This is a genomic window from Pseudomonas sp. Marseille-P9899 (assembly GCF_903166565.1).
GTDB classification, from domain to species: domain Bacteria; phylum Pseudomonadota; class Gammaproteobacteria; order Pseudomonadales; family Pseudomonadaceae; genus Aquipseudomonas; species Aquipseudomonas huaxiensis.
Map to the genome: position 1 here is coordinate 138,590 of NZ_CAESCG010000005.1, position 24,254 is coordinate 162,843.

Sequence of the window (24,254 nt, forward strand, 5' to 3'; positions counted from 1 at the left end):
TCAACAACATGAAGATAGGTGTGCGCCTGACCCTGGGCTTTCTGCTGGTGGTCGCGCTGACCGCGATCATCGGCTTCATCGGCATCCGCAACCTGAGTCAGGTCAACGACCTCTCCGACCGCATGTACGACGTCGATGTGGTGGGCCTGACGACCTTGCAGGAAGCCAACATCCAGTTGCTCATGGCCAACCGCGCGGTGCGCCGCAGCCTGATGTCGGTCACGACCGAAGAGCGTGACGACTCGGCCCGCGTCGCCCGTGAGGCGATGGACAAGACCCGCGAACTGCTGACCCGCTCGCGGCAGTACTTCCTGACCCGCGAAGGCCAGATGCAGGTCGAAGCCATCGACGGCCCGCTGCAGAAGTACATCGCGGCGGCCAATCAGGTGCTGACCGTGCATCAACAATCCGGCGCGCTGCAGCCGATGACCGAGACACTGGCGCTGATGCCGGGCAACACCGAAGCGGCCAACGAAGTCGATCGCCTGCTCGGCGACGCCAGCACCGCCAAGCAGGCCCGCGCAGGCGAGGCCAATGCCGCGATCACCGAGATCGCCGAAAACTCGCGCTTCCAGATGATCATCCTGGTGGTGGTCGCCACGCTGCTCGGCATGCTGGTCGGCGTGCTGGTTACCCGCAGCATCACCCGGCCGCTGCTCGGCGCGGTGCAGGCGGCCGACCGCATGGCCGCTGGCGATCTCAGCCAGGACCTGCAAGTCGACCGCAAGGATGAAACCGGCCGCCTGCTGGGCGCGATGCAGAACATGACCGAGCGTCTGCGCAGCATCCTCGGCGATGTGCGCAGCTCCGCCGACGCGCTGTCGTCGGCCTCGGAACAGGTCAGCTCGACCTCCCAGTCCCTGAGCCAGGCAGCCAACGAACAGGCCGCCAGCGTCGAGCAGACCAGCGCCTCGGTGGAAGAGATGTCCGCCTCCATCGCGCAGAACACCGAAAGCGCCAAGATCACCGACGGCATCGCCGGCAAGGCCGCCAACGACGCCGTGCAAGGCGGCGGCGCAGTGGGCGACACCGTGCTGGCAATGAAACAGATCGCCGACAAGATCGGCATCATCGACGACATCGCCTACCAGACCAACCTGCTCGCCCTCAACGCCGCCATCGAGGCCGCCCGCGCTGGCGATCACGGCAAGGGCTTCGCGGTGGTCGCCGCCGAGGTGCGCAAGCTCGCCGAGCGCAGCCAGGTGGCCGCGCAGGAAATCGGACAAGTGGCCTCCAGCAGCGTGCGACTGGCCGAACAGGCCGGGCAACTGCTGGGCGAAATCGTGCCGAATATCCAGCGCACCTCCGACCTGGTCCAGGAAATCACCGCGGCTTCGCAGGAGCAGAGCAGCGCCGCCGGGCAGATCAACATCGCCATGGGTCAGATGAACCAGATCACCCAGCAGAACGCCTCGGCCTCCGAGGAGCTGGCGGCCACCGCCGAGGAAATGAATGCCCAGGCCAGCCAGTTGCAGGAACTGATCGGTTATTTCCGCTTCGAACAAGGCAGTGCACCGCTGCGCGCCACGCGGGCCGGCGACAGCCTGCCGGCACCGGTGCGCTCCGGCCCCAAGGCCCTGATCGATGAAGGCCAGTTCGTCAGCTTCACTTGAGCGAGGTGCCCATGAACCAGCCACAACGAATCGAGGCGCAAGCCGACGCCATCCAGCACCTGAGCTTTCGCGTGCGCGAGGCCGGCTACGCGCTGCCCATCGATCTGGTGCGGGAAATCATCGAGTACGCCGAAGTCACCCGCGTACCGATGATGCCGAGCTACATCCACGGCGTGATCAATCTGCGCGGCAACGTGGTGCCGGTGCTGGACCTGGCTGCGCGTTTCGGCCTGAGCCTGACCGAGCCCGGCAACCGCACCTGCATCGTGATCATCGAACTGGCGCTGGACGCCGGCCTGCAACGCATCGGCCTGGTGGTGGACGAGGTGGACGAAGTGCTGGAGATCGACCCGCGGCAGATCATGCCGCCACCGGCCTTCGGCACCGCGATCCGCTCGGACTTCATCGCCGGCATGGCGCAGCACGCCCAGGAGTTCCTGATCATCCTGAACATGCTGCAAGTGCTGTCGCTGGATGACATCCGTCACCTCAGCCAGGCATCGAAGGTCCACTGACATGTCCGCCATGCCTTCGCTGCCGGTACTCGGCGAGCAGAACTTCCGCCAGTTGCAGCAATTGATGCAGGACGCATCGGGCATCCACCTGTCCAGCAACAAACGCTCACTGGTGGCCGGGCGCCTGTTGAAGCGCCTGCGCCACTTCGACCTCGACAGCTACGACGACTACCTGAACCGCCTGACGCACCCGCAATACGCCAGGGAGCGGCGCCTGGTGGTCGATCTGCTGACCACCAACGAGACCTACTTCTTCCGCGAGTTCGCCCACTTCGAATTCCTCGGCCAGTGGCTCAAGGGCCGCGGTGGTCCGCTGCGCCTGTGGAGCGCCGCCTGCTCGTCGGGCGAAGAGCCTTACAGCCTGGCCATGACCGCCGCCGAACATACCCGCGGCAACGAGTGGTCGATCCTCGCCAGCGACCTCAGCCTGAGCATGCTCGGCCTGGCCGAACAGGGCATCTACGACATGGCCCAGGCCCGCTACTTTCCTGACGGCTGGCTGCACCGCCACTGCCTCTGCGGCGTGGAGGACATGGAGGGCCGCATGCGCGTGCAAGGGTGGCTGCGGGCCAAGGTGCAACTGCGCGAGATCAACGTGGTGCAGCCGCTGCCGGAATCGATCGGCCAGTTCGACGTGATCTTCCTGCGCAACCTGCTGATCTACTTCGACAGCGAGCAGAAGCAGCGCATCGTTCGCAACCTGAGCGACAAACTACGCCCGGGTGGCCTGCTGTTCATCGGCCACGCCGAAAGCATTCACGGCTTCAACCTGCCGCTGCGTCCGGTAAGGCCTTCGGTGTTCGAACGCCTATGACCGAGCGTGGCAGACCGATTCGTGTATTTATCGTCGATGACTCGGCCCTGGTTCGCCAGGTGCTCAGCCAGTTCCTCGGCAATCATCCAGGCATCCAGGTGATCGGCATGGCCGCCGACCCGATCTACGCGATCAACAAGATGCGCCGAGACTGGCCCGACGTGCTGGTGCTGGACGTGGAAATGCCGCGCATGGACGGCCTGACTTTCCTGCGCCAGATCATGGCCGAGCGACCGACGCCCACCATCATTTGCTCGACCCTCACCGAAGCCGGCACCGACCTCAACCTGGAGGCGCTGGCGGCGGGCGCGGTGGGCGTGTTCACCAAGGCGAAGCTGGGTTTGCGCCAGAGCCTGGAGAATCTTGCCGGCACCCTGGTGCGCTGCATCGAGGACGCGGCGAAGACCCGACCGGTCGCCCGGCACACGCTGCCGCCGCTGGAAAAAAAAGACCTGCCGCCCAGCCCCGCGCTGCGCCAAACCACCGACCGAATCGTTACACTTGGCTGCTCGACCGGCGGCACCCAGGCACTGGAATTCCTCTTGCGGCAATTGCCCCGCGATTGTCCGGGCCTGGTGATCGTTCAACACATGCCGGAGAAGTTCACCGCCGATTTTGCGCGCCGCCTCAACGGGCTGTGCCAGATCGAAGTGCGCGAGGCCAGGCACCTGGATCGCGTTCACTCCGGGCTGGCATTGCTGGCACCCGGAGGCCTGCATATGCAGCTCAAGCGCAGCGGTGCGCACTACCTGGTCGAAGTGCTCGACGGCCCCGCCGTCAACCGGCACAAGCCCTCGGTCGATGTCCTGTTCCGTTCCGCCGCTCGCCATGCCGGCAGCAATGCCCTGGGCATCATCATGACCGGCATGGGTGACGACGGAGCCCGTGGCCTGCTGGCCATGCGCGAACAGGGTGCCCACACCGTGGCCCAGGACGAGGCCAGTTGCGTGGTGTTCGGCATGCCCAAGGAAGCCATTCGCCTCGGCGCGGCCCAGACCATCGAGCCGCTGGATCGCCTGCCGACGCTGATCAACCAGTTCAGCGTCAGCCTTCGCAATGGCTGAGCATTCCCAGGACAGACCACCCCCACAGCCGCCTTTTTCGTGCCGCCGCTGAACGGCGCACGGCACGCAGGCATTTACCGCAAGGGAGCAACACAGCGCAGCGACGATTTGTTCCACACCAACGTCCAACCCTACGCGACACGGGCTCAAACCTATGCTTTGCCGTTTACTGATTGCCGACGACTCGCCCCTGTTCCGCGCAGGCCTGCGAGCGTTGCTCGAACAAAAACAAGAATACGCTGTGGTCGGAGAAGCAGGCGACGCGGTTACCACCCTCGAGCTGTCCGAACAGCTCAAGCCCGACATCATCCTGCTGGATATCGCCCTCGGCACGCTGACCGGCGAGGAGCTGCTGCGCGAGCTGTACCTGCGCGTGCCGGCTTGCACGGTGCTGATGTTGTCGTCGCGTTCGGAACTGGAATTCGTCATGCACTGCCTGCAACAGGGCGCCCACGGGTTCCTGCTGAAAAGCGCGACGGTGCAGGAGCTGGAGCTGGCGTTGCAGTCGCTGCGTGGCGGCGGGCAGTACCTGTCGTCGGCGGTGCTGCCGCTGGTGATCGGTCAGGCGGTGAAACAGAACCGCCGCCGCACCCAGGTCAGCACAGCGATGCAGCTCACCGCGCGGCAACTGGAGATCCTGCGGCTGATCGCCCGTGGCGAATCGACCCGCTCCATCGCCGACGGCCTGGGCCTCAGCGTGAAGACCGTCGAGGCGCACCGCTCGCAAATCATGCACCGGCTGCAGATTCACGACGTGCCGGGGCTGGTGTTGTTTGCCGTGCGCGAAGGGATTATCCGGCTCAACGACTGAGCCGCATGGCCTTCAGTTCAGCGAGAGCAGCGCCATCTTCAGTGTGTCGGGGAAGGTCGCAGGCGTGCCTGTGGCGCGCTCGATGAACACCTGCACCACCCGGCCAAGGGCATAGAGCTGCTTGCCGGCGTAGTCGAACAGGGCCACCTCGAACTCCACCGTGCTGCCGGCGATACGCTCGGCCCGGATACCCACCTGCAACAGATCGGTAAAGCCCGCCGAGGCGTAGAAATCGCAAGAGGAACTCACCACGAAAGCCACCACCTCGCCTTCCTGCGGATCGATTTCGCCGTGGGTGACGAGGTACGACTGGATCACGGTGTCGAAAAAGCTGTAGACCGCAGCGCTGGCGATCTGACCGTTGATGTCCGCGTCCTGCCAGCGGGTGGAGATGAATTCAGCGTGGGGGAAATGTTCAATCTGCAACGGATCGGACACGGGTGCTCTCCATGGAGTGAAGTGCCGATGCTGAAGGATTGTGTGGCTGATGGCCAATAAAAAAGCCCCGGCTCTCACGAGCCGGGGCTTTTTTTCAGTCTGCGGTCAGCAGCAACTTACAGTTGCGGACCAGCAGCCTTGATGGCATCGGAAACTTCGAATTTCTTGAAGTTCTCGATGAACAGCGAGGCCAAGCCTTTCGCAGCTTCGTCGTACGCAGCCTGGTCCGCCCAGGTGGTACGCGGGTTCAGCAGCTCGGTATCAACGCCTGGAACCGACTTCGGTACGTCCAGGTTGATGATGCCCAGGTGCTCGGTCTCAGCGCCGATCAGAGCACCGCTCTGGATGGCCGCGATCACCGCACGGGTGGTCGGGATGCTGAAACGCTTGCCGACGCCGTAGCCACCGCCGGTCCAGCCGGTGTTGACCAGGTAGACCTTGGAGCCGAAGCCCTTGATGCGCTTGATCAGCAGCTCAGCGTATTCGCCAGCCGGACGCGGGAAGAACGGTGCGCCGAAGCAGGTGGAGAAGGTCGACTTGATGCCGCCGCCCGAACCCATTTCGGTGGAACCGACCAGCGCGGTGTAGCCGGACAGGAAGTGATACGCAGCCTGCTCGTTGTTCAGGATCGACACTGGCGGCAGTACGCCGGTCAGGTCGCAGGTCAGGAAGATGACCGCGTTAGGCTCGCCGCCCAGGTTCTGCTCGGAACGCTTCTCGACGTGCTCCAGCGGGTACGCGGCGCGGCTGTTCTGGGTCAGGCTGCCATCGGCGTAGTCAGCGTGCTTGGCGTCGTCCAGAACGACGTTCTCCAGGACTGCGCCGTGCTTGATGGCTTTCCAGATGACCGGCTCGTTCTTCTCGGACAAGTCGATGCACTTGGCGTAGCAGCCGCCTTCGATGTTGAAGACAACGCCTTCGCCCCAACCGTGCTCGTCGTCACCGATCAGGTAACGGCTTTCGTCGGCCGACAGGGTGGTCTTGCCAGTGCCCGACAGACCGAAGAACAGGGTCACGTCGCCCTCTTCGCCGATGTTGGCAGCGCAGTGCATTGGCAGCACGTCAGCGGCCGGCAGCAGGAAGTTCTGCACCGAGAACATGGCTTTCTTCATCTCACCGGCGTAACGCATGCCAGCGATCAGGACTTTTTTCTGTGCGAAGTTGAGGATGACGCACCCATCGGAGTTGGTGCCGTCACGCTCTGGAACGCATTCGAAGTTGGCAACGTTCAGGACCTGCCACTCTTCCCGGCCAGCAGGGTTGTACTGGGCCGGGTTGATGAACAGGCAACGACCGAACAGGTTCTGCCAGGCAGTCTGGGTGGTCATCTTGACGGCGAGGTAGTGATCCTCGGCAGCGCCTACGTGAACGTGGGAAACGAAGTGCTCCTGGGCGTTGTTGAACGCCTCGACGCGAGCCCACAGGGCATCGAACTTGTCGGCGGGGAACTTGCGGTTGATCGGGCCCCAGGCGATTGCGTCCTGGGTGCTCGGCTCTTCGACGATGAAACGGTCAACTGGCGAACGACCAGTGCGGTGACCGGTTTTCACGACCAGCGCGCCAGTATCGGCCAGTTCGCCTTCACCGCGTTTCAGCGCTTCTTGTACCAGCTCGTCGACACTCAGATCGGTGTACACGGCGTTATTGGCTTGCGTCATGAGATTCCCCATCCGGCCTGCGGCCGAGTGCTCCAAACGATTTGTAGTAGATTCTTACAAGCTACTACAGCGAAAAAAGTGGCCGGATTATGCCAGAAACGCCCAAAAAAAGTAGAGCCCTCCTGTCAGAACTGCGCCTTCGGCGGATTCGACAGGAGATTTCCCTGAGCAGAAACGTTTCAGTGACGAGTATCTGATGGCGCGTCCACACCACCGCCACCAAACAATTGCTCAACATCTGCAACATCGAAGCGATAGCGCTCGTTGCAGAACTGGCAATCGATCTCGATGTGACCGCCGTGCTCGACCACCAGCGCCCGCGCATCCTCCAGCCCGAGGCTGGTCAGTGCACTGCCGGAGCGCTCACGCGAGCAACTGCAACGGAAGCTCAGCGGCTGGACATCGAACACGCGCACGGCGTCTTCGTGGTAGAGGCGATGCAACAGGGTCTCGTTGTCCAGGCCCAGTTGCTCTTCGCGGCTCAAGGTGCCTGCCATCATGGTGACGTGCGCCCAGCTTTCGGCGCGCTCATCGGCGTCCGGCTGGCTCGCGACCGGCAGTTGCTGCAGCAGCAGGCCGCCCGCGCGGTGACCATCGGCGCTGAGCCAGAAGCGCGTGCCGAGCTGCTCGGACTTGACGAAGTAATTGGTGAAGCACTCCGACAGATCGGCACCGTCCAGATCGACAATGCCTTGGTAACGCTGGCCACGACGCGGGTCGACGGTGAGCGCAAGCATGCCGTTGGGCATCATGTCGTGCAGGCCGGCATCGTCGCTGATCGCGGCGCTGTCGTAGTGGGCGATGCCGCGCAGCTCACGCTCGCTGGAGCATTCGACCATCAGCAGCGAGACCGGGCCTTCGGAGCGCGCCTGGAGAATCAGCAGGCCGTCGAATTTCAGCGTGCCGACCAGCAGCGCCGCAGCGGCCATCAGTTCACCGAGCAGTTGCGCGACCGGCTGAGGGTAGGCGTGTTTGGCCAACACTTCGGCGTAGCTGTGCTCGAGCGAAACCAGTTCGCCGCGCACGTCGCGGTCGTCAAAGAGGAAGCGTTGGGTGAAATCGGTATCCGCAATATCGGGCATGGCTAAAGGCTTTCTTTGAAGAGGGAAAAGGACAAGGGGCCGGTTGGGCGCCGGTACCGCCACACCGCGCAGGCGTGATCGGTTTTGTCACGAAAGGCCGTTAGTTTATGGCCATTTCGCTCCCTGATCCAAGGACCGGGGGTTCTGCCCATTACTCTGGTGCCATCGGCTACCCGCTGACCAGTCCCCGTGCGACGAATGGCCGCTCAGCCCACCGAATCGTGGAATTGATGAATCTGCCGGCGCTGCTTCTTGGTCGGTCGCCCATCGGTGGCGACGCCCAAGGCACCGGCCTTGCGCAAATCGGCGGCCTTTTCGCGGCGGGCGATGCTTTCTTCGGTCTCGGCATACAGCGCCTGTGCTTCGGGCGCCCCACGGCGAACCACAGAGAGCGCCTTGACCACTATGGTGCGCTCGTCAAAGCCGGTGCGCAGCACGAATTCCTCACCGACACGTGGCTCCTTGCCAGGCTTGCAGCGTTCGCCGCGACAGTGCACCTTGCCGCCTTCGATCGCGGCCTTGGCCAGGGCGCGGGTTTTGTAGAAACGAGCGGCCCAGAGCCACTTGTCCAGACGAACCTTGTCGTCTTCCGGTTGTTGTGCCATTGCACTGCTCCGATTCATAGCGGTCATGGAACTGTACTACCGTAACTGGCGGATGCAAAAAGTCCGCAGCCTGCTTACAGTTCACCGACTTTTTCCGGGTTGTGCATCGTGAAGACATTTGATCATTTGAGCGTTATCGGTTTGCGCGAGTGGGTGGCCCTGCCAGACCTCGGCCTGGCCGGCCTGCGCGCCAAGATCGACACCGGCGCCAGCACCTCCAGCCTGCACGCCACCGAGGTCGAACCGTTCATGCGTGACGGCGAGCAATGGGTGCGTTTCAACGCCCATCTGGGTTCGGTCGTGCAGTTGCGCCACCGCCGCTGTGAAGCGCCACTGGTCACGATGAAGACCATCAAGAGCTCCAACGGCCAGGCCCAGGTCCGCTACGTGATCCGCACGCCACTGGCGCTCGGTGACCGGGTCTGGGAAGTCGAATTCACCCTGGCCTGTCGCAAGGCCATGCGTTACCGCCTGCTGCTCGGCTCCAAGGCACTGGTGCATGGCCAGCTGGTGGTCAACCCAGGCGTCAAATACGTTCAGGACAAGCCGGTGTTCCCGGCCACCATTACCCCTTCCACAGGTGTTGCATGAAGATCGCTGTGCTGTCGCGGAACCCGCGTCTGTATTCCACCCGTCGCCTGGTCGAAGCCGGCACGCAACGGGGCCATGAAATGGTGGTGGTCGACACCTTGCGCGCCTACATGAACATCGCCAGCCACAAGCCGCAGATCCACTATCGCGGCAAGCCGCTGGAAGGCTTCGACGCGGTGATCCCGCGTATCGGTGCCTCGGTGACGTTCTATGGCTGCGCCGTGCTGCGTCAGTTTGAAATGATGGGCGTGTTCCCGCTCAACGAATCCGTGGCCATCGCCCGCTCCCGGGACAAACTGCGCTCGCTGCAGTTGCTGTCGCGGCGCGGTATCGGCCTGCCGGTCACCGGCTTCGCCCACTCCCCCGACGACATCCCCGACCTGATCCAGATGGTCAACGGCGCCCCACTGGTGATCAAGGTGCTCGAAGGCACCCAGGGCATCGGCGTGGTGCTGTGCGAAACCACCAAGGCCGCCGAATCGGTCATCGAGGCGTTCATGGGCCTGAAGCAGAACATCATGGTCCAGGAATACATCAAGGAAGCCGGCGGCGCCGATATCCGCTGCTTCGTGGTCGGCGACAAGGTCATCGCCTCGATGAAGCGTCAGGCCAAGCCGGGCGAATTCCGCTCCAACCTGCACCGCGGCGGCACCGCCAGCCTGATCAAGGTCACGCCCGAAGAGCGCATGACCGCGATCCGCGCCGCCAAGGTCATGGGCCTGAGCGTCGCCGGTGTGGATATCCTGCGGTCCAATCACGGCCCGCTGGTGATGGAGGTGAATTCCTCACCGGGCCTGGAAGGCATCGAGGTCACCACCGGCAAGGACGTTGCCGGGATGATCATCGAGCATTTGGAAAAGAACGGCGGGCCAAATCTGACCCGCACCAAAGGGAAGGGTTAAACAGCGTCCCGAGGCAGCAGAAGCCCCAGCGGCAAGCGCACTCGGGCTTCGATGCCGCCGCCCGAACGGTTGCGCAACTCGACGTTGCCGCCGTGCTGGGCGGCGATCCGCTTGACGATCGCCAGGCCCAGGCCGGTGCCCTTGCCACTCCGGGCACGGTCACCGCGAATGAACGGGTTGAAGATCGCTTCCAGCTCGCCGGGATCGATCCCGGCGCCACGGTCCAGCACGCTCAGCACCACGTAGGGCGCGCTGGTGTCGCCGGAAACGTAGGCCGCCACTTCGACGCCCTGCCCGGCATGGTGCAGGGCGTTGCCGATCAGGTTGTTCAACAGGCGCTTCATCGATACCCGGCGTAGCGGAAACGGCGGGATCGGCTCAAGGCACAGGCGCACCTGCTCCTCAGGCTGATTGAACGGCGCGACCACCTCGCGGACCAGATCGCTCAGGTCCACCTCCTCCACCGGCTCGTCCCGACCGTCGCGAATGAAGGCGAGGAACTGATCGAGGATCGCATCCATGTCTTCAATGTCGCGGACCATATCGTCGGTCAGGTCGCTGTCATTGGCCATCAGCGACAGCGACAGCCGTAGCCGGGTCAGCGGCGTGCGCAGGTCATGGGAAACCCCGGCGAGCATCAGTTCACGCTCGCGCCCGGCCTGCTCGACGTCCTCGGCCATCTGGTTGAAGGCGCGATAGACCTCGGTCATCTCGCTGGGCGTATCGCTGACCGGCAAACGCACGCTGCGGCCCTGGCCCAGTTGCCGCGCGGCGAACACCAGGCGCTTGAGTGGCTGGTTCAGCTGACGCACGAAGATCCAGGCCGAGGCTGTGGAAAGCAGGCCGATGGCGAGAAACCAGCCAAGCACGTTCCAGATTTTCTGGCCACGCAACGGATGCGGGTAAAGCGGGACTTTCAGCCAGTCGTCGCCCAGGCTCGGCGCCCTCACCCACAACGCCGGCGGCGAGTGCACGCGCAGCCGGACTTCGGTGTCGGCGCCCAGCTCGGCCTGCATCTGGCGCTGGTAGATCTCGCTGTAAGGCCAGTGCTGTTCACCCTCGGGTACGCCGTTGCCGGTCACCCGTATCAGCCCGGCGGCCTCGGCGACCTTTTCCCGGTCCGACTCGTCCGCCGCCCAGTAGGCCCGCAGGGTCAGGGCGACGCCGTGGCTGTACTGGCGATCAACCAGCACATCCTCGTTCATCAGCAGATAGACCAGGGTGAGCGCCTTGGAGAACAGGACGACGATGAGCACCAGCCACAGGGTGCGGGCGAAAAAGCTTTGCGGGAACCACAGCGGGGTTTTCATGGACAACGGCTACACACTAGGCAGGCACGAGCGCGGCTCGCGGGCTTTACGGCTTTCGCTTCATGCAAAAGCAGGGCAACCCTGCGGTGGCCCTGCTGTTGATGACTCACTCCCTGAAACGAGGGGTCACTTGCCGGCATTACCGTCCGGCACGAACACATAACCGACGCCCCAGACCGTCTGGATGTAACGCGGCTTGGAAGGATCCGGCTCGATCATCCGGCGCAGGCGCGAGATCTGCACGTCGATGGAACGCTCCAGCGCATCCCATTCACGACCGCGGGCCAGGTTCATCAGCTTGTCGCGGGTCAGCGGCTCGCGAGCGTGCATGACCAAGGCCTTGAGCACCGCGAATTCGCCGGTGGTGAGCATGTGTACTTCTTCACCCCGCTTGAGTTCGCGGGTGGCCAGCGACAGCTCGTAGTCGCCGAACGTGACGGTTTCGTCTTCGCTGCCCGGAGCACCCGGTACCGAAGGCGTCTGCCGACGCAACACCGCCTTGACCCGCGCAACCAGCTCGTCGGGGTTGAACGGCTTGGCCAGGTAGTCGTCGGCGCCCAGTTCCAGGCCCTTGATCCGGCTCAGCTCGTCGCCCTTGGCGGTGAGCATGATGATCGGGACCTGATTGTTCGCCGCGCGCAGCCGGCGGCAGGCTGAAAGGCCGTCTTCACCGGGAAGCATCAGGTCGAGGACGACCAGGTTGAAGACTTCACGCGCCAGCAGGCGGTCCATCTGCTCGACGTTCGGTACAGCCCTCGCGCGGTAGCCTTTGCTGGTGAAGAATCGCTCCAGCAGGCTGCTCAGGCCCGGGTCGTCGTCGACGATGAGGATTTTTTCGCCTTCGGCTGTTTGTGCAGTGCTGCTCATGGGTCGCTCCTTTAATCTCGGCGCGCATTATGGCTTAGCCGCCATTTGACAGTGCCGTGTGCATTGTTAGCAGATTTTTCCCCATGTGCCAGCAGAACGGTCCTGCAAGCTGGCCAGCGGCTATCACCGCAAGCCCGGTGCGCTGGGTATAATGCGCCGCTTTTCACCGAGAGCCGCCTTGCTCCGGCGCCCCTGCGGCGCGGGCTCCGCGGCCCAAGCATTCACAATTTGTCAGGTGGTTTTATGGACAGCATCAACAGCCGCATCGCCGAAGAACTCGGCGTCCGCCCGCAACAGGTCGAGGCGGCCGTGGCTCTACTTGATGAAGGCTCCACGGTGCCTTTTATCGCCCGTTACCGCAAAGAAGTGACCGGCAGCCTGGATGACACCCAACTGCGCAACCTCGAAGAGCGCCTGCGCTACCTGCGCGAACTCGACGATCGCCGCGCCAGCATCCTGGCCAGCATCGAGGAACAGGGCAAGCTGACCCCCGAACTGGCCCGCGAAATCAAGCTGGCCGACACCAAGACCCGCCTCGAAGACCTCTATCTCCCGTACAAGCAGAAGCGCCGCACCAAGGGCCAGATCGCCCTGGAAGCCGGCCTCGGCGAGCTGGCCGACGGTCTGCTGAACGACCCGCAACTGTCCCCGGAAACCGAAGCCGCGCGCTTCGTCGATGCCGAAAAGGGTGTTGCCGACGTCAAGGCCGCGCTGGAAGGCGCCAAGTACATCCTCATGGAGCGCTTCGCCGAAGACGCCAGCCTGCTGGAAAAACTGCGCACCTTCCTCACCCAGGAAGCCACCCTCAGCGCCCGCCTGGTGGCCGGCAAGCAAGAGGAAGGCGCCAAGTTCCGCGACTATTTCGAACACGACGAACAGCTCAAGAGCGTGCCGTCGCACCGTGCCCTGGCGATTTTCCGCGGGCGCAACGAAGGCGTGCTGTCCGCTGCGCTGAAGGTCGGCGAAGAACTGCCGGGCACCCTGCACCCGTGCGAAATGATGATTTCCGAGCGTTTCGGCCTCGCTAACCAGGGCCGCCCAGCCGACAAGTGGTTGGCCGAAGTGGTGCGCTGGACCTGGAAGGTCAAGCTCTACAGCCATCTGGAAACCGACCTGTTCGGCGAACTGCGCGACAACGCCGAGGGCGAGGCAATCAACGTTTTCGCCCGTAACCTGCACGACCTGCTGCTCGCCGCTCCCGCCGGCCCGCGCGCGACCCTGGGCTTCGACCCGGGCCTGCGTACCGGCTGCAAGGTGGCCGTGGTCGACTCCACCGGCAAGCTGCTGGACTACACCACCGTGTACCCGCACGCACCGAAAAACGACTGGGACCGCACCATCGCCGTGATTGCCGCGCTGTGCGCCAAGCACTCGGTGGAACTGATCGCCATCGGCAACGGCACCGCCAGCCGTGAAAGCGACAAGCTGATCGCCGAACTGGTCAAGAAGTACCCTGCCCTCAAGATCACCAAGATCATGGTTTCCGAGGCCGGCGCCTCGGTGTATTCGGCGTCCGAGCTGGCCGCCCGTGAATTCCCTGATCTGGACGTGACGATCCGTGGTGCGGTGTCCATCGCCCGCCGTCTGCAGGATCCGCTGGCAGAGTTGGTGAAGATCGATCCGAAATCCATCGGTGTCGGCCAGTACCAGCACGACGTTTCGCAACTGAAACTGGCCCGTGGCCTGGACGCGGTGGTCGAGGACTGCGTGAACGCCGTCGGCGTCGACGTCAACACCGCCTCGGTGGCGCTGCTGGCGCGTATCTCCGGCCTCAACGCGACGCTGGCGCAGAACATCGTCAGCCACCGTGACGCCAACGGCGCCTTCAAGACCCGCGCGGCGCTGAAAAAAGTCAGCCGCCTGGGCGAAAAAACGTTCGAACAGGCCGCCGGCTTCCTGCGCGTGATGAACGGCGACAACCCGCTGGACGCCTCCGCAGTTCACCCGGAAGCCTACCCGCTGGTGCAGCGCATCGCCGCCGAGACCGACCGTGATATCCGCTCGCTGGTTGGCGACAGCGGTTTCCTCAAGCGTCTGGACCCGAAGAAATACACCGACGAAACCTTCGGTCTGCCTACCGTCACCGACATCCTCCAGGAACTAGACAAGCCGGGCCGCGACCCGCGTCCGGAGTTCAAGACCGCCGAGTTCCAGGAAGGCGTCGAAGACCTCAAGGACCTGGAACCGGGGATGATCCTCGAAGGCGTGGTCACCAACGTCACCAACTTCGGTGCCTTCGTCGATATCGGCGTGCACCAGGACGGCCTGGTGCACATCTCGGCGCTGTCCGAGAAGTTCATCAAGGACCCGCGTGAAGCGGTCAAGGCTGGCGACGTGGTCAAGGTCAAGGTCATGGAAGTGGACATCCCGCGCAAACGCGTAGGCCTGTCGATGCGCATGAGCGACACCCCGGGCGAGAAAGTCGATGGTGCCCGTGGCAGCCGTCCAGGTTCCGCGCCGCGCCAGCAAGGTGCGCCGGCACGGGTCAAGGAAACCCCGCCGCCTGCCAATAACGCCATGGCCTCGCTGTTCGCCAACGCCAAGCAGTTGAAGAAGAAGTAATGGACGCGCCTGAAGACATCGTTCAGAGCGCCTTCAGCCAGTTGCTGGGCTGCCGTCTGCAACGCCTTGAAGAAGGCGTTGCAGAGGTGGCCCTCGCGCTGGAGCCGCATTTGCGCAATCGCGGCGGCTTCCTGCATGGCGGCGCGATCTTCAGCCTGGTCGACATCGCCATGGGGCTGGCCTGCTCCAGCAGCCATGGCTTTGATCGGCGCAGCGTGACGCTGGAATGCAAGATCAACTACGTGCGGGCCGTGAGCGAGGGCGAGGTGCTGTGCATCGCCCGGGTGTTGCACGCCGGACGGCGCACGCTGGTGCTCGACGCCGACGTCTTCCAGGGCGACAAACTGGTGGCGAAGGCACAGGGAACCTTCGCCGCGCTGTAAAAACTTTGCCCGCCATTGCGCGGGCGCTTTTCCTACAGATCTAGCCGAAAACTCCCAATTTGCGGTACTTTCGGCAGTGCGCGGGCGCTGCCGATTCCCTGCGAAAACCAGGCGACAACGCCAGTTCCTCTGTCCACCCTTGTAGACCGTCACCTCCACCCCCATATTGCGGCGACTGACGTGTGAAGGAATCCATCTTGAGCGAACTTCTCAACCGCCGCCTGAGCCTGCTCGGCCAGGGCGACAACCTCTCTCTGCTCAAGCAGTGCCTGCACGGCATCGAGCGTGAATGCCTGCGCGTGACAGAGGACGGTCGTCTGGCCCAGACGCCGCACCCCGAGGCTCTGGGCGCCGCCCTGACCCACGAACAGATCACCACCGATTATTCCGAGTCGCTGCTGGAGTTCATCACGCCAGCGCTGGCCGATCCCGCGAAGACCCTCGAAAGCCTGGAAAACATCCATCGCTTCGCCTACAGCAAGCTCGGCAGCGAGTACCTGTGGAGTCCGTCGATGCCGTGCCCGTTGCCGGCCGAGGAAGATATCCCGATCGCCTGGTACGGCACCTCCAACATCGGTCAGCTCAAGTACGTCTACCGCAAGGGCCTGGCCCTGCGCTACGGCCGCACCATGCAGTGCATCGCCGGTATCCATTACAACTTCTCGCTGCCGGAAAAACTCTGGCCGTTGCTGCGCGAAGCCGAAGGCCATGAGGGCGACGACCGCGAGTTCCAGTCGTCGGCCTACATCGCCCTGATCCGCAATTTCCGTCGCTATAGCTGGCTGCTGATGTACCTGTTCGGTGCGTCGCCGGCGCTGGACGCCGGTTTCCTGCGCGGTCGCCCGCATCAACTGGAAGCCCTCGACGCCGACACCCTGTACCTGCCCTGGGCCACCAGCCTGCGCATGAGCGACCTGGGTTACCAGAGCAACGCCCAGGCCGGCCTGCCCCCTTGCTACAACGATCTGAACAGCTACCCCGACAGCCTGCGCCGCGCCGTGGCCACGCCGTATCCGCCGTATGTCGAAGTCGGCACACACCAGGATGGCGAGTGGGTGCAGCTCAACACCAACATCCTGCAGATCGAAAACGAGTACTACTCCAATATCCGCCCCAAGCGTGTGACCTACACCGGCGAGCGGCCGATCCAGGCGCTGATGTCCCGCGGTATCCAGTACATCGAAGTGCGCTGCCTGGACATCAACCCGTTCCTGCCGACCGGCGTCGAACTGCCGCAAGCGCGTTTCCTCGATGCGTTCCTGCTGTTCTGCGCGCTGGAAGAAAGCCCGCTGCTGGGCAATGGCGAGTGCGGCCAGTGCACCGACAACTTCCTCAATGTGGTCAAGCAGGGCCGCCGCCCTGGCCTGGAACTGCAACGCGACGGCCAACCGGTGACGCTGAAGGCGTGGGCCAGCGAGTTGCTGGAACGCATCGCGCCGTTGGCCGAACTGCTCGACCGTGCCCATGGCGGCGACGAGCACGCCCGTGCCCTGCACGTACAGACCGCCAAGGTCGACGATCCGTCGCTGACCCCATCGGCGCAGGTGCTGGCGAGCATGACCGAACACCAGGAAAGCTTCGCCCGCTTCTCCCTGCGCCAGAGCCAGCTGCATGCCGAGTTCCTGCGTAGCGAGCCGCTGCCGGCGGACGAGCAAGCGCGTTTCGAAGCGCTAGCGCGCAAGTCGCTGGAAGAACAGGCCGAGCTGGAGAAACAGGAAGTCGGCGACTTCGACCTGTTTGTCGGCGCCTACCAGGCCAGCATCCTGGCGATCAGCAACTGATATGAGTCGCGGTACCACACCTCGCAAACCCCGCGCCCGCAGCCAGGCGCGGATCGACTCGATCCTCGACGCGGCCCGCACCCTGCTGGCCAGCGAAGGTGTGGCCAGCCTGTCGATCTACAGCGTGGCGGAGCGGGCGCAGATCCCGCCTTCGTCCGTGTATCACTTCTTCGCCAGCGTCCCGGCGCTGCTCGAGGCCCTCACCGCAGACGTTCACAGCGCCTTCCGCGCCTGCCTGCAAGCGCCCATCGACCCGCAGACCCTGCACAGTTGGCGGGACCTCTCGCGGCTGGTGGAAATGCGCATGCTGGAGATCTACCACCAGGACGCCGCGGCGCGGCAGTTGATCCTGGCCCAGCATGGTTTGAGCGAAGTGACCCAGGCGGACCGTCAGCACGATATCGAGCTGGGCGACCTGATGCACAAGCTGTTCGAGGAGCATTTCCGTTTACCGGAGCTGCCGCGTGACGTGGACGTGTTCGCCCTGGCGATGGAACTGGGAGATCGGGTGTATGCCCGGTCGATGCAGTTGCACGGGCAGATCACGCCGCGAATGGCGGAGGAAGGGATGCGGGTGTTCGAGGCGTATCTGGGGCTTTATCTGCCGCCGTTTTTGCCTAAGCGTTAAGCAATCGCGAGCAAGCTCGCTCCTACAAGGGATCGGTGTTCCCAGTCTCTGTAGGAGCGAGCTTGCTCGCGATATGCCACACAAATCACAGCTTGGCGATGGACACCTCGGTGGATTTCACAAAGGCAATCACTTCGCTGCCAATGGTCAGTTCCAGTTCTTTTACCGAACGGGTGGTGATCACCGAAGTGACGATGCCCGAGGCGGTCTGTACGTCGATTTCCGACAGGACCGGACCTTCCAGGATTTCTTTGACGGTGCCCTTGAACTGGTTACGCACGTTGATCGCTTTGATAGTCATCTGCTTGCTTCCTTTGTAGGTTCTGAGGTCAATGAGCCCAGCGCAGTTGCGTAGGCAAGGGTGCTACGGGTTCGGGCTCGGGCGGGGTGCCCGGGACCGAAAGAACACGGTTCAATACTTCGGTTTCCAGCGCGGCCAGGCGGTGCGATCCACGCGCCCGCGGCCGTGGCAGGTCCACCAGCAGGTCAAGGCCGATTTCACCGTCCTCGATCAGGATCACCCGGTCGGCGACCGCTACCGCTTCGGCAACGTCGTGGGTGACCAGCAGCACGGTGAAGCCATGCTTGCGCCAGAGGTCTTCGATCAGTTGCTGCATTTCGATCCGGGTCAGGGCGTCCAGCGCCCCCAGCGGTTCGTCCAGCAGCAGCAGGCGTGGTTGGTGGATCAGCGCGCGGGCCAGGGCCACACGCTGTTTCTGTCCACCGGACAGCGCGGCCGGCCATTCATTGGCGCGGTCAGCCAGGCCGACGGCCTCCAGTGCCTTGCGGGCTTGTTCCTGCCAGTTGCCTTGCAGGCCCAGGCCAACGTTGTCGATCACCCGTTTCCAGGGCAGAAGGCGCGCTTCCTGGAACATCAACCGGGTGTCTTCGCGGGCATCGGCCAGCGGTGCGCTGCCCGCCAGCAATTGTCCGGCGGAAGGCTGGTCGAGACCGGCCAGCAGGCGCAGCAATGTGCTCTTGCCGCAGCCGCTGCGACCGACGATGGCGACGAACTGGCCGGCCGGAATGTGCAGGTCGATGTCACGCAGGACCTTGCGCTGTCCGAAGGTTTTCTCGACGTTGCGTACGGCCAGCGGAATACCGCGAAGCAGCCGTGGCGGTTGCTCCTTGAGAATGGTCATGCGCCGTCTCCCTTGCTCGGTTGATAGGCCGGGTGCCAGCGCAACCAGACGCGCTCCAGGCCACGGGCAGCGAGGTCGGCAAGCTTGCCGAGCACCGCGTAGAGAACGATGGCCAGGACCACCACATCGGTTTGCAGGAATTCACGGGCATTCATTGCCAGGTAGCCAATGCCGGCGTTGGCCGAAATGGTCTCGGCCACGATCAGGGTCAGCCACATGAAGCCCAGGGCAAAGCGCACACCCACCAGGATCGATGGCAGCGCACCCGGCAGAATCACCTGACGGAACAGCGAGAAACCGCTGAGGCCGTAGCTGCGGGCCATTTCCACCAGCGCCGGATCGACGTTGCGAATGCCGTGGTACGTGTTCAGGTAGATCGGGAACAGGGTGCCGAGGGCCACCAGGAAAATCTTCGCCGACTCATCGATGCCGAACCACAGGATCACCAGCGGGATCAGCGCCAGATGCGGCACGTTGCGGATCATCTGCACCGAGCTGTCGAGCAGGCGCTCGCCCCAACGCGACAGGCCGGTGATAAAGCCCAGCGCCAGGCCAATGCTGCCGCCGATAACGAAGCCGAGGCCAGCACGCCAGCCGCTGATCGCCAGGTGGGTCCAGATCTCGCCGCTGCGCACCAGTTCGACACCGGCGGTGATCACCGCGCTTGGTGCCGGCAGGATGCGCGTCGACAGCCAACCGGCGCTGACCGCCAGTTGCCAGATCGCCAGCAGCGCGATCGGCAAGGCCCAGGGGGCCAGGCGCTGCGTCCACGGGGTGGAAGAAGAACGACTCATGCTGCGATCCTCAACGCTGTGCCGCGGCTTTGGGCAGGATGTCGTTGGCGACCATCTCGCCGAACGGGCTGACGAAGCCCCGCTCTTGCGGCAGCGACGGGCGCTCGATATCCAGATGCGGGAACAGCAGTTCGGCGACGCGGTACGACTCTTCCAGGTGCGGGTAGCCAGAGAAGATGAAGGTGTCGATGCCCAGGTCAGCGTATTCCTTGACCCGTGCCGCCACAGTCGGACCGTCGCCGACCAGCGCAGTACCAGCACCGCCACGCACCAGGCCGACGCCGGCCCACAGGTTCGGGCTGACTTCGAGGTTGTCGCGGTTGCCGCCATGCAGCGCGGCCATGCGTTGCTGGCCTACGGAGTCGAAACGCGCCAGGGAGGCCTGGGCACGGGTGATGGTGTCGTCGTCCAGATGCGAAATCAGACGCTCGGCGGCTTTCCAGGCCTCATCGTTGGTTTCCCGCACGATCACATGCAGACGGATGCCGAAGCGCACGGTGCGGCCCAGTTTGGCGGCCTTGGCACGGACTTCCGCGATCTTCTCGGCAACTGCGGCGGGCGGCTCGCCCCAGGTCAGGTACAGCTCGACCTGTTCGGCAGCCAGATCCTGGGCAGCCTCGGACGAACCACCGAAATACAGCGGCGGACGCGGTTGTTGAACCGGTGGGTAGAGCAGCTTGGCGCCTTTGACCTGGATGTGCTTGCCGTCGTAATCGACCGTCTCGCCTTCCAGCACCCGACGCCAGATGCGGGTGAACTCCACGGAAGCCTGATAACGCTCTTCATGGCTGAGGAACAGGCCGTCGCCGGACAGTTCTTCAGGGTCGCCACCGGTCACCAGGTTGAACAGCGCACGCCCGCCGGACAGCCGGTCGAGGGTTGCTGCCTGACGCGCCGCCACGGTTGGCGAAATGATCCCCGGGCGCAGGGCCACCAGGAATTTCAGCCGCTGGGTCACCGGGATCAGCGATGCCGCCACCAGCCAGGAGTCCTCGCAGGAACGCCCGGTGGGGATCAGCACGCCGCCGAAGCCCAGGCGATCCGCTGCCTGTGCGACCTGCTGCAGATAACCGTGATCGACAGCGCGAGCGCCTTCGGCGGTGCCAAGGTAATGGCCGTCGCCATGGGTCGGTAGAAACCAGAAAACGTTGAGGCTCATTGGAGTTGTCTCCTAAGGGTGGCTCAGACCGGGGCGGCGCCCCGGCGCGGGCAAAACGTCAAGGCGCCGTAGCGACCTTGGCCGGTGGCGTCCAGATCACGTCTTTGATGCTCAGCGGCTTTGGAATCAGCTTGAGGGTCGCGAAGGTGTCGGCGATCTTCTGTTGCGCGGCGACTACTTCCGGGGTCAGGAACTGCGCACCGTAGCCCTGGCGTTTCACCGAGGTCAGGGTGATGTCGGCCGGCAGGCCGAGCAGCGGCGCGACCTGATCGGTCACTTCCTGCGGGTTGGCCTTGGACCACTCGCCAACGGCACGAACCTCGTCCACCAGCGCGCTGATCACTTCCGGATGCTGTTGTGCGTAAGGCTTGGTCGCCAGGTAGAACTGGTGGTTGTCGACAATGCCTTTGCCGTCACGCAGGGTGCGGGCTTGAAGTTGCTGTTCGGCGGCAGCCTGGTACGGGTCCCAGATAACCCAGGCATCGACACTGCCACGCTCGAAGGCGGCACGGGCGTCGGCGGGCGGCAGGAATACCGGCTGGATATCGGTGTACTTGAGGCCGGCGTCTTCCAGGGCGCGGACCAGCAGGTAGTGCACGTTGGAGCCTTTGTTCAGGACGACTTTCTTGCCCTTCAGGTCCTTGACCGACTGGATGGTCGAACCCTTCGGCACCAGGATCGCTTCGCTGTGCGGGGCTGGCGGCTCGTAGGCAACGTAGAGCAGGTCGGCACCGGCGGCCTGGGCGAACACGGGCGGGGTTTCGCCGGTCACGCCGAAGTCGATCGAACCGACGTTGAGGCCTTCCAGCAGCTGCGGGCCGCCGGGGAATTCAGTCCATTGCACCTGCACGCCCTGGGCGGCGAGACGCTTTTCCAGCGTGCCCTTGGCCTTGAGCAGCACCAGAGTGCCGTATTTCTGATAACCGATACGCAGGGTTTCGGCTTGAGCTTGAGTAATGGCGCCGAAGGACACAGCCGCAGCAAACAGAGCGACCAGGCCACGACGCAAAATGACAGTGCGCATTGCGCTCTCCTATTTGCGGTTGGGTTGTTGGCTGCACCTGCTTGCCTCGTTATCGGGCGAGTAAGGTGGGGGTAATGCGATGAATCCGGTGTCGCGGCTCAGATACTCCAGCGGGCGCTGAGCAGGCGTTCGTTCAGGACGCCAGGCGCCACGGGCCGTGGCCGACGGGCCAGGGCGCTATGAAACGTGTCGAGCGATTCGTTCAGGCGCTGCTCCAGGGCAGGCGCCAGGTGGGCCGGGCTGTTGCCCTGGCCGTAGGCGATCTGGCTGTCGTCGGCGAAGATCCCTTGCAGGGTCTCCTGCGCCTTGAGGGCCGAGAGCACCGGCTTGAGTGCGTAGTCCACCGCCAGCATGTGGGCGATGCTGCCACCGGTGGCGATCGGCAAGACCACCTTGTGGTGCAGAGCGCGTTCGGGCAGCAGGTCGAGCAGGGTTTTCAGCGCGCCGGAATAGGACGCCTTGTAGACCGGGGTAGCGACGATCAGGCCGTCAGCCTGTTCCACCAACTGCTGGAAGTGCTGCACGTGCGGGCTGTCGAAGCGAGCGTGAAGCAGGTCCTCGGCCGGGAAGTCCCGTACCTGGAACGTCACCACTTCCACACCCTGGCCTTGCAGCCAGTCCCGGGAGCGATCGAGCAGCACACCGGAACGTGACCGCAGGCTGGGGCTACCACCAATAGAAACGACCAACATGGAAAGCGCTTCCTTAGAACTGTTCTGAAGGGCCGCGAGTTAGTGTGCTCGCTGGAATGGAGTGACCTTAACAGGTGGGTATATATATCGATAAATCATATTTTTTCATTTGTTTATGTGATTTAGAGATATGGGCTTTATGCCAGACCGCGGATTGTCACTGCTGTACCTGTGCAAACTCTATCGTTCTGAATAAGGAACGCTAAAGCCAATTTTCACTATCTACCGCACCAAGGGTTCTGAATTTAATCTTTTCCCATCAACGCGAAACACCACCCTTTACGAAGATCAGAACCTTTAGGAGCAACGACCATGACCGCATTCAAATACAACCGCCTGAACAAAGACGACGCCGCTGTCCTGCTGGTGGATCACCAGGCTGGCCTGCTGTCCCTGGTGCGCGATATCGAGCCGGACCGTTTCAAGAACAACGTCCTGGCCCTGGCGGATCTGGCCAAGTTCTTCAACCTCCCGACCATCCTCACCACCAGCTTCGAACAAGGCCCCAATGGCCCACTGGTGCCGGAACTGAAAGAACTGTTCCCGGACGCCCCGTACATCGCTCGCCCTGGTCAGATCAACGCCTGGGACAACGAGGACTTTGTGAAAGCGGTGAAGGCTACCGGCAAGAAGCAACTGATCATTGCGGGTGTGGTCACCGAGGTGTGCGTGGCGTTCCCGGCACTGTCGGCACTGGAAGAAGAATTTGAAGTGTTTGTGGTGACCGATGCTTCTGGCACCTTTAACGAGATGACTCGCGATGCCGCTTTGAACCGTGTGAGTTCGGCGGGCGCGCAACTGATGACCTGGTTCGGCGTGGCCTGTGAGCTGCACCGCGACTGGCGCAACGATGTCGAAGGTCTGGCGGCGCTGTGCTCGAATCACATTCCGGATTATCGGAATCTGATGACCAGCTATAACGCGCTGACTGCTGGCAAGTAAAAGCGGGGGCCGCTCTGCGGCCCTTCGCGAGCAAGCTCGCTCCCACAGGCGCTCAAGCTTTTGTGGGAGCGAGCTTGCTCGCGATGGCCTGCAAAGCAGGCCCAAATATTCACAGGCAAAAAAAAGGGCCGTCGAAACGGCCCGAAAATCCCTGCGATGGCTAAAGCACTACGATGAAAACGGTCTGTCAGCGGTTGGGCTGTGGGGTCAGGCGCAGGTATGGCTTGACCGCGCGGTAGCCCTTCGGAAAGCGGCGTTTGATTTCTTCTTCGTCCTTGAGCGACGGCACGATCACCACTTCATCACCGTCCTGCCAGTTGGCCGGGGTCGCAACCTTGTGGTTGTCGGTGAGCTGCAACGAATCGATCACCCGCAGGATTTCGTGGAAGTTGCGGCCGGTGCTGGCCGGGTAGGTGATGGTCAGACGGATCTTCTTGTTCGGATCGATCACGAACAGGGAACGCACCGTCAGGGTGTCGCTGGCGTTGGGGTGGATCAGGTCATAGAGGTCGGACACCTTGCGATCGGCATCGGCCAGGATCGGGAAGTTGACCGTGGTGTTCTGGGTTTCGTTGATGTCTTCGATCCAGCGGTGATGGGAATCGACCGGGTCGACGGACAGCGCGATAGCCTTGACGCCGCGCTCGGCGAACTGCTCTTTCAGCTTGGCGGTGAAGCCCAGTTCCGTAGTGCACACCGGGGTGAAGTCGGCCGGGTGCGAGAACAGCACGCCCCAGCTATCGCCGAGCCACTCGTGGAAGCGGATCTTGCCAGCGCTGGAATCCTGTTCGAAGTCGGGGGCGATATCGCCGAGTCTGAGGCTCATGGTGCGGCTCCTTGGGCTAAGTGCGTGATGGCTTCACTGTGCCTGTGGTTG

The 24,254-nt window shown here is 63.4% G+C and carries 25 protein-coding genes and 1 pseudogene; 13 read left to right on the forward strand and 13 right to left on the reverse strand.

Annotated features, from left to right (window positions below; translation table 11 throughout):
• Positions 1-8 precede the first annotated feature (8 nt).
• The 6 genes and pseudogenes from HWV67_RS32240 to HWV67_RS23030 all read left to right on the forward strand — a co-directional run.
• A pseudogene (locus HWV67_RS32240) lies at positions 9-530 on the forward strand (MCP four helix bundle domain-containing protein); the annotation flags it as partial.
• Between the two features lie 12 nt (positions 531-542).
• Complete coding sequence (locus HWV67_RS32245; RefSeq protein ID WP_444851805.1) at positions 543-1,613, forward strand: methyl-accepting chemotaxis protein; 1,071 nt, start codon at positions 543-545, stop codon at positions 1,611-1,613.
• An 11-nt stretch (positions 1,614-1,624) separates the two neighbouring features.
• Positions 1,625-2,128, forward strand: coding sequence for a chemotaxis protein CheW (locus HWV67_RS23015; RefSeq protein WP_095159483.1), 504 nt, complete (start codon positions 1,625-1,627; stop codon positions 2,126-2,128).
• 1 nt (position 2,129) lies between these two features.
• Entirely contained in the window at positions 2,130-2,942 is an 813-nt protein-coding gene (locus HWV67_RS23020) for a CheR family methyltransferase (protein ID WP_175652926.1), read from the forward strand.
• Complete coding sequence (locus HWV67_RS23025; RefSeq protein WP_175652927.1) at positions 2,939-4,006, forward strand: protein-glutamate methylesterase/protein-glutamine glutaminase; 1,068 nt, start codon at positions 2,939-2,941, stop codon at positions 4,004-4,006. Before HWV67_RS23020 ends, HWV67_RS23025 begins: the two co-directional genes overlap by 4 nt.
• A 154-nt stretch (positions 4,007-4,160) precedes the next feature.
• The gene (locus HWV67_RS23030) at positions 4,161-4,817 is read left to right on the forward strand and encodes a response regulator (RefSeq protein ID WP_175652928.1); all 657 of its coding nucleotides are present in this window, start codon (positions 4,161-4,163) and stop codon (positions 4,815-4,817) included.
• A 12-nt stretch (positions 4,818-4,829) separates the two neighbouring features.
• Here the strand turns inward: HWV67_RS23030 and HWV67_RS23035 are convergent, their stop codons facing one another.
• The 4 genes from HWV67_RS23035 to HWV67_RS23050 all read right to left on the reverse strand — a co-directional run bounded on the left by HWV67_RS23035 (position 4,830) and on the right by HWV67_RS23050 (position 8,600).
• A complete protein-coding gene (locus tag HWV67_RS23035; RefSeq protein ID WP_095159479.1) occupies positions 4,830-5,255 on the reverse strand; it encodes an acyl-CoA thioesterase in 426 nt (141 codons plus the stop codon).
• A gap of 116 nt (positions 5,256-5,371) precedes the next feature.
• The gene (locus tag HWV67_RS23040; RefSeq protein ID WP_110972051.1) at positions 5,372-6,913 is read right to left on the reverse strand and encodes a phosphoenolpyruvate carboxykinase; all 1,542 of its coding nucleotides are present in this window, start codon (positions 6,911-6,913) and stop codon (positions 5,372-5,374) included.
• 179 nt (positions 6,914-7,092) lie between these two features.
• Positions 7,093-7,995 (reverse strand): Hsp33 family molecular chaperone HslO, encoded by a 903-nt coding sequence (gene hslO / locus HWV67_RS23045; protein ID WP_175652929.1) that lies wholly within the window; start codon positions 7,993-7,995, stop codon positions 7,093-7,095.
• Positions 7,996-8,201: 206 nt separating this feature from the next.
• Positions 8,202-8,600 (reverse strand): RNA-binding S4 domain-containing protein, encoded by a 399-nt coding sequence (locus HWV67_RS23050; protein WP_175652930.1) that lies wholly within the window; start codon positions 8,598-8,600, stop codon positions 8,202-8,204.
• A gap of 108 nt (positions 8,601-8,708) precedes the next feature.
• Between HWV67_RS23050 and rimB the strand changes: the two genes are divergently transcribed.
• Both rimB and rimK read left to right on the forward strand, forming a co-directional pair.
• The gene (gene rimB / locus HWV67_RS23055; RefSeq protein ID WP_175652931.1) at positions 8,709-9,191 is read left to right on the forward strand and encodes a retropepsin-like aspartic endopeptidase RimB; all 483 of its coding nucleotides are present in this window, start codon (positions 8,709-8,711) and stop codon (positions 9,189-9,191) included.
• On the forward strand, positions 9,188-10,093 hold the full coding sequence (gene rimK, locus HWV67_RS23060) for a 30S ribosomal protein S6--L-glutamate ligase (RefSeq protein WP_095159475.1): 906 nt from the start codon (positions 9,188-9,190) through the stop codon (positions 10,091-10,093). The genes rimB and rimK overlap by 4 nt, the downstream gene beginning before the upstream one ends.
• Here the strand turns inward: rimK and HWV67_RS23065 are convergent.
• Positions 10,090-11,403 carry an ATP-binding protein gene (locus tag HWV67_RS23065; RefSeq protein ID WP_095159474.1) on the reverse strand — a complete coding sequence of 438 codons (1,314 nt, stop codon included), beginning with the start codon at positions 11,401-11,403 and terminating at the stop codon, positions 10,090-10,092. The two genes, rimK and HWV67_RS23065, sit on opposite strands and share 4 nt — an antisense overlap.
• Positions 11,404-11,529: 126 nt before the next feature.
• Positions 11,530-12,270: an osmolarity response regulator transcription factor OmpR gene (ompR, locus tag HWV67_RS23070; protein WP_095159473.1), complete on the reverse strand. Its 741-nt coding sequence runs from the start codon at positions 12,268-12,270 to the stop codon at positions 11,530-11,532.
• 243 nt (positions 12,271-12,513) lie between these two features.
• Here ompR and HWV67_RS23075 point away from each other — a divergent pair, with 243 nt between their 5' ends.
• From HWV67_RS23075 to HWV67_RS23090, 4 genes are all read left to right on the forward strand, one after another.
• On the forward strand, positions 12,514-14,832 hold the full coding sequence (locus HWV67_RS23075; RefSeq protein ID WP_175652932.1) for a Tex family protein: 2,319 nt from the start codon (positions 12,514-12,516) through the stop codon (positions 14,830-14,832).
• Complete coding sequence (locus HWV67_RS23080) at positions 14,832-15,215, forward strand: PaaI family thioesterase (protein WP_075805926.1); 384 nt, start codon at positions 14,832-14,834, stop codon at positions 15,213-15,215. The genes HWV67_RS23075 and HWV67_RS23080 overlap by 1 nt, the downstream gene beginning before the upstream one ends.
• A 197-nt stretch (positions 15,216-15,412) precedes the next feature.
• Positions 15,413-16,996 (forward strand): glutamate--cysteine ligase, encoded by a 1,584-nt coding sequence (gene gshA / locus HWV67_RS23085; protein ID WP_175652933.1) that lies wholly within the window; start codon positions 15,413-15,415, stop codon positions 16,994-16,996.
• Position 16,997: 1 nt separating this feature from the next.
• Positions 16,998-17,624: a TetR/AcrR family transcriptional regulator gene (locus tag HWV67_RS23090; RefSeq protein WP_175652934.1), complete on the forward strand. Its 627-nt coding sequence runs from the start codon at positions 16,998-17,000 to the stop codon at positions 17,622-17,624.
• A gap of 85 nt (positions 17,625-17,709) precedes the next feature.
• Here HWV67_RS23090 and HWV67_RS23095 read toward each other — a convergent pair whose 3' ends face one another.
• The 6 genes from HWV67_RS23095 to ssuE all read right to left on the reverse strand — a co-directional run bounded on the left by HWV67_RS23095 (position 17,710) and on the right by ssuE (position 22,435).
• A complete protein-coding gene (locus HWV67_RS23095) occupies positions 17,710-17,925 on the reverse strand; it encodes a TOBE domain-containing protein (protein ID WP_009400132.1) in 216 nt (71 codons plus the stop codon).
• A gap of 28 nt (positions 17,926-17,953) precedes the next feature.
• Positions 17,954-18,766, reverse strand: a complete 813-nt coding sequence (gene ssuB, locus HWV67_RS23100) for an aliphatic sulfonates ABC transporter ATP-binding protein (protein WP_175652935.1) — start codon at positions 18,764-18,766, stop codon at positions 17,954-17,956.
• On the reverse strand, positions 18,763-19,560 hold the full coding sequence (ssuC, locus tag HWV67_RS23105; protein WP_095159469.1) for an aliphatic sulfonate ABC transporter permease SsuC: 798 nt from the start codon (positions 19,558-19,560) through the stop codon (positions 18,763-18,765). The genes ssuB and ssuC overlap by 4 nt, the downstream gene beginning before the upstream one ends.
• Before the next feature lie 10 nt (positions 19,561-19,570).
• A complete protein-coding gene (ssuD, locus tag HWV67_RS23110) occupies positions 19,571-20,719 on the reverse strand; it encodes an FMNH2-dependent alkanesulfonate monooxygenase (RefSeq protein ID WP_110972056.1) in 1,149 nt (382 codons plus the stop codon).
• Between the two features lie 58 nt (positions 20,720-20,777).
• Positions 20,778-21,743 carry a sulfonate ABC transporter substrate-binding protein gene (locus tag HWV67_RS23115; RefSeq protein ID WP_175652936.1) on the reverse strand — a complete coding sequence of 322 codons (966 nt, stop codon included), beginning with the start codon at positions 21,741-21,743 and terminating at the stop codon, positions 20,778-20,780.
• 98 nt (positions 21,744-21,841) lie between these two features.
• Entirely contained in the window at positions 21,842-22,435 is a 594-nt protein-coding gene (gene ssuE / locus HWV67_RS23120) for an NADPH-dependent FMN reductase (RefSeq protein ID WP_175652937.1), read from the reverse strand.
• A 312-nt stretch (positions 22,436-22,747) separates the two neighbouring features.
• Between ssuE and ycaC the strand changes: the two genes are divergently transcribed.
• Positions 22,748-23,377: an isochorismate family cysteine hydrolase YcaC gene (ycaC, locus tag HWV67_RS23125; RefSeq protein ID WP_175652878.1), complete on the forward strand. Its 630-nt coding sequence runs from the start codon at positions 22,748-22,750 to the stop codon at positions 23,375-23,377.
• A gap of 187 nt (positions 23,378-23,564) precedes the next feature.
• Here the strand turns inward: ycaC and HWV67_RS23130 are convergent, their stop codons facing one another.
• The gene (locus HWV67_RS23130) at positions 23,565-24,203 is read right to left on the reverse strand and encodes a peroxiredoxin (protein ID WP_095159464.1); all 639 of its coding nucleotides are present in this window, start codon (positions 24,201-24,203) and stop codon (positions 23,565-23,567) included.
• Between the last annotated feature and the right edge of the window lie 51 nt (positions 24,204-24,254).

Bases quoted from the DNA above. Each gene is read 5' to 3' on its own strand.
- HWV67_RS23080 (WP_075805926.1), top strand. From the start codon at position 14,832: ATGGACGCGCCTGAAGACATCGTTCAGAGCGCCTTCAGCCAGTTGCTG.
- ycaC (WP_175652878.1), top strand. From the start codon at position 22,748: ATGACCGCATTCAAATACAACCGCCTGAACAAAGACGACGCCGCTGTC.
- hslO (WP_175652929.1), bottom strand. From the start codon at position 7,995: ATGCCCGATATTGCGGATACCGATTTCACCCAACGCTTCCTCTTTGAC.
- HWV67_RS23075 (WP_175652932.1), top strand. From the start codon at position 12,514: ATGGACAGCATCAACAGCCGCATCGCCGAAGAACTCGGCGTCCGCCCG.
- HWV67_RS23130 (WP_095159464.1), bottom strand. From the start codon at position 24,203: ATGAGCCTCAGACTCGGCGATATCGCCCCCGACTTCGAACAGGATTCC.
- ssuB (WP_175652935.1), bottom strand. From the start codon at position 18,766: ATGACCATTCTCAAGGAGCAACCGCCACGGCTGCTTCGCGGTATTCCG.
- ssuD (WP_110972056.1), bottom strand. From the start codon at position 20,719: ATGAGCCTCAACGTTTTCTGGTTTCTACCGACCCATGGCGACGGCCAT.
- HWV67_RS23015 (WP_095159483.1), top strand. From the start codon at position 1,625: ATGAACCAGCCACAACGAATCGAGGCGCAAGCCGACGCCATCCAGCAC.
- HWV67_RS23040 (WP_110972051.1), bottom strand. From the start codon at position 6,913: ATGACGCAAGCCAATAACGCCGTGTACACCGATCTGAGTGTCGACGAG.
- HWV67_RS23065 (WP_095159474.1), bottom strand. From the start codon at position 11,403: ATGAAAACCCCGCTGTGGTTCCCGCAAAGCTTTTTCGCCCGCACCCTG.
- HWV67_RS23095 (WP_009400132.1), bottom strand. From the start codon at position 17,925: ATGACTATCAAAGCGATCAACGTGCGTAACCAGTTCAAGGGCACCGTC.
- HWV67_RS23090 (WP_175652934.1), top strand. From the start codon at position 16,998: ATGAGTCGCGGTACCACACCTCGCAAACCCCGCGCCCGCAGCCAGGCG.
- HWV67_RS23050 (WP_175652930.1), bottom strand. From the start codon at position 8,600: ATGGCACAACAACCGGAAGACGACAAGGTTCGTCTGGACAAGTGGCTC.
- HWV67_RS23030 (WP_175652928.1), top strand. From the start codon at position 4,161: ATGCTTTGCCGTTTACTGATTGCCGACGACTCGCCCCTGTTCCGCGCA.
- HWV67_RS23025 (WP_175652927.1), top strand. From the start codon at position 2,939: ATGACCGAGCGTGGCAGACCGATTCGTGTATTTATCGTCGATGACTCG.
- HWV67_RS23115 (WP_175652936.1), bottom strand. From the start codon at position 21,743: ATGCGCACTGTCATTTTGCGTCGTGGCCTGGTCGCTCTGTTTGCTGCG.
- ssuC (WP_095159469.1), bottom strand. From the start codon at position 19,560: ATGAGTCGTTCTTCTTCCACCCCGTGGACGCAGCGCCTGGCCCCCTGG.
- rimK (WP_095159475.1), top strand. From the start codon at position 9,188: ATGAAGATCGCTGTGCTGTCGCGGAACCCGCGTCTGTATTCCACCCGT.
- ssuE (WP_175652937.1), bottom strand. From the start codon at position 22,435: ATGTTGGTCGTTTCTATTGGTGGTAGCCCCAGCCTGCGGTCACGTTCC.
- HWV67_RS23020 (WP_175652926.1), top strand. From the start codon at position 2,130: ATGTCCGCCATGCCTTCGCTGCCGGTACTCGGCGAGCAGAACTTCCGC.
- ompR (WP_095159473.1), bottom strand. From the start codon at position 12,270: ATGAGCAGCACTGCACAAACAGCCGAAGGCGAAAAAATCCTCATCGTC.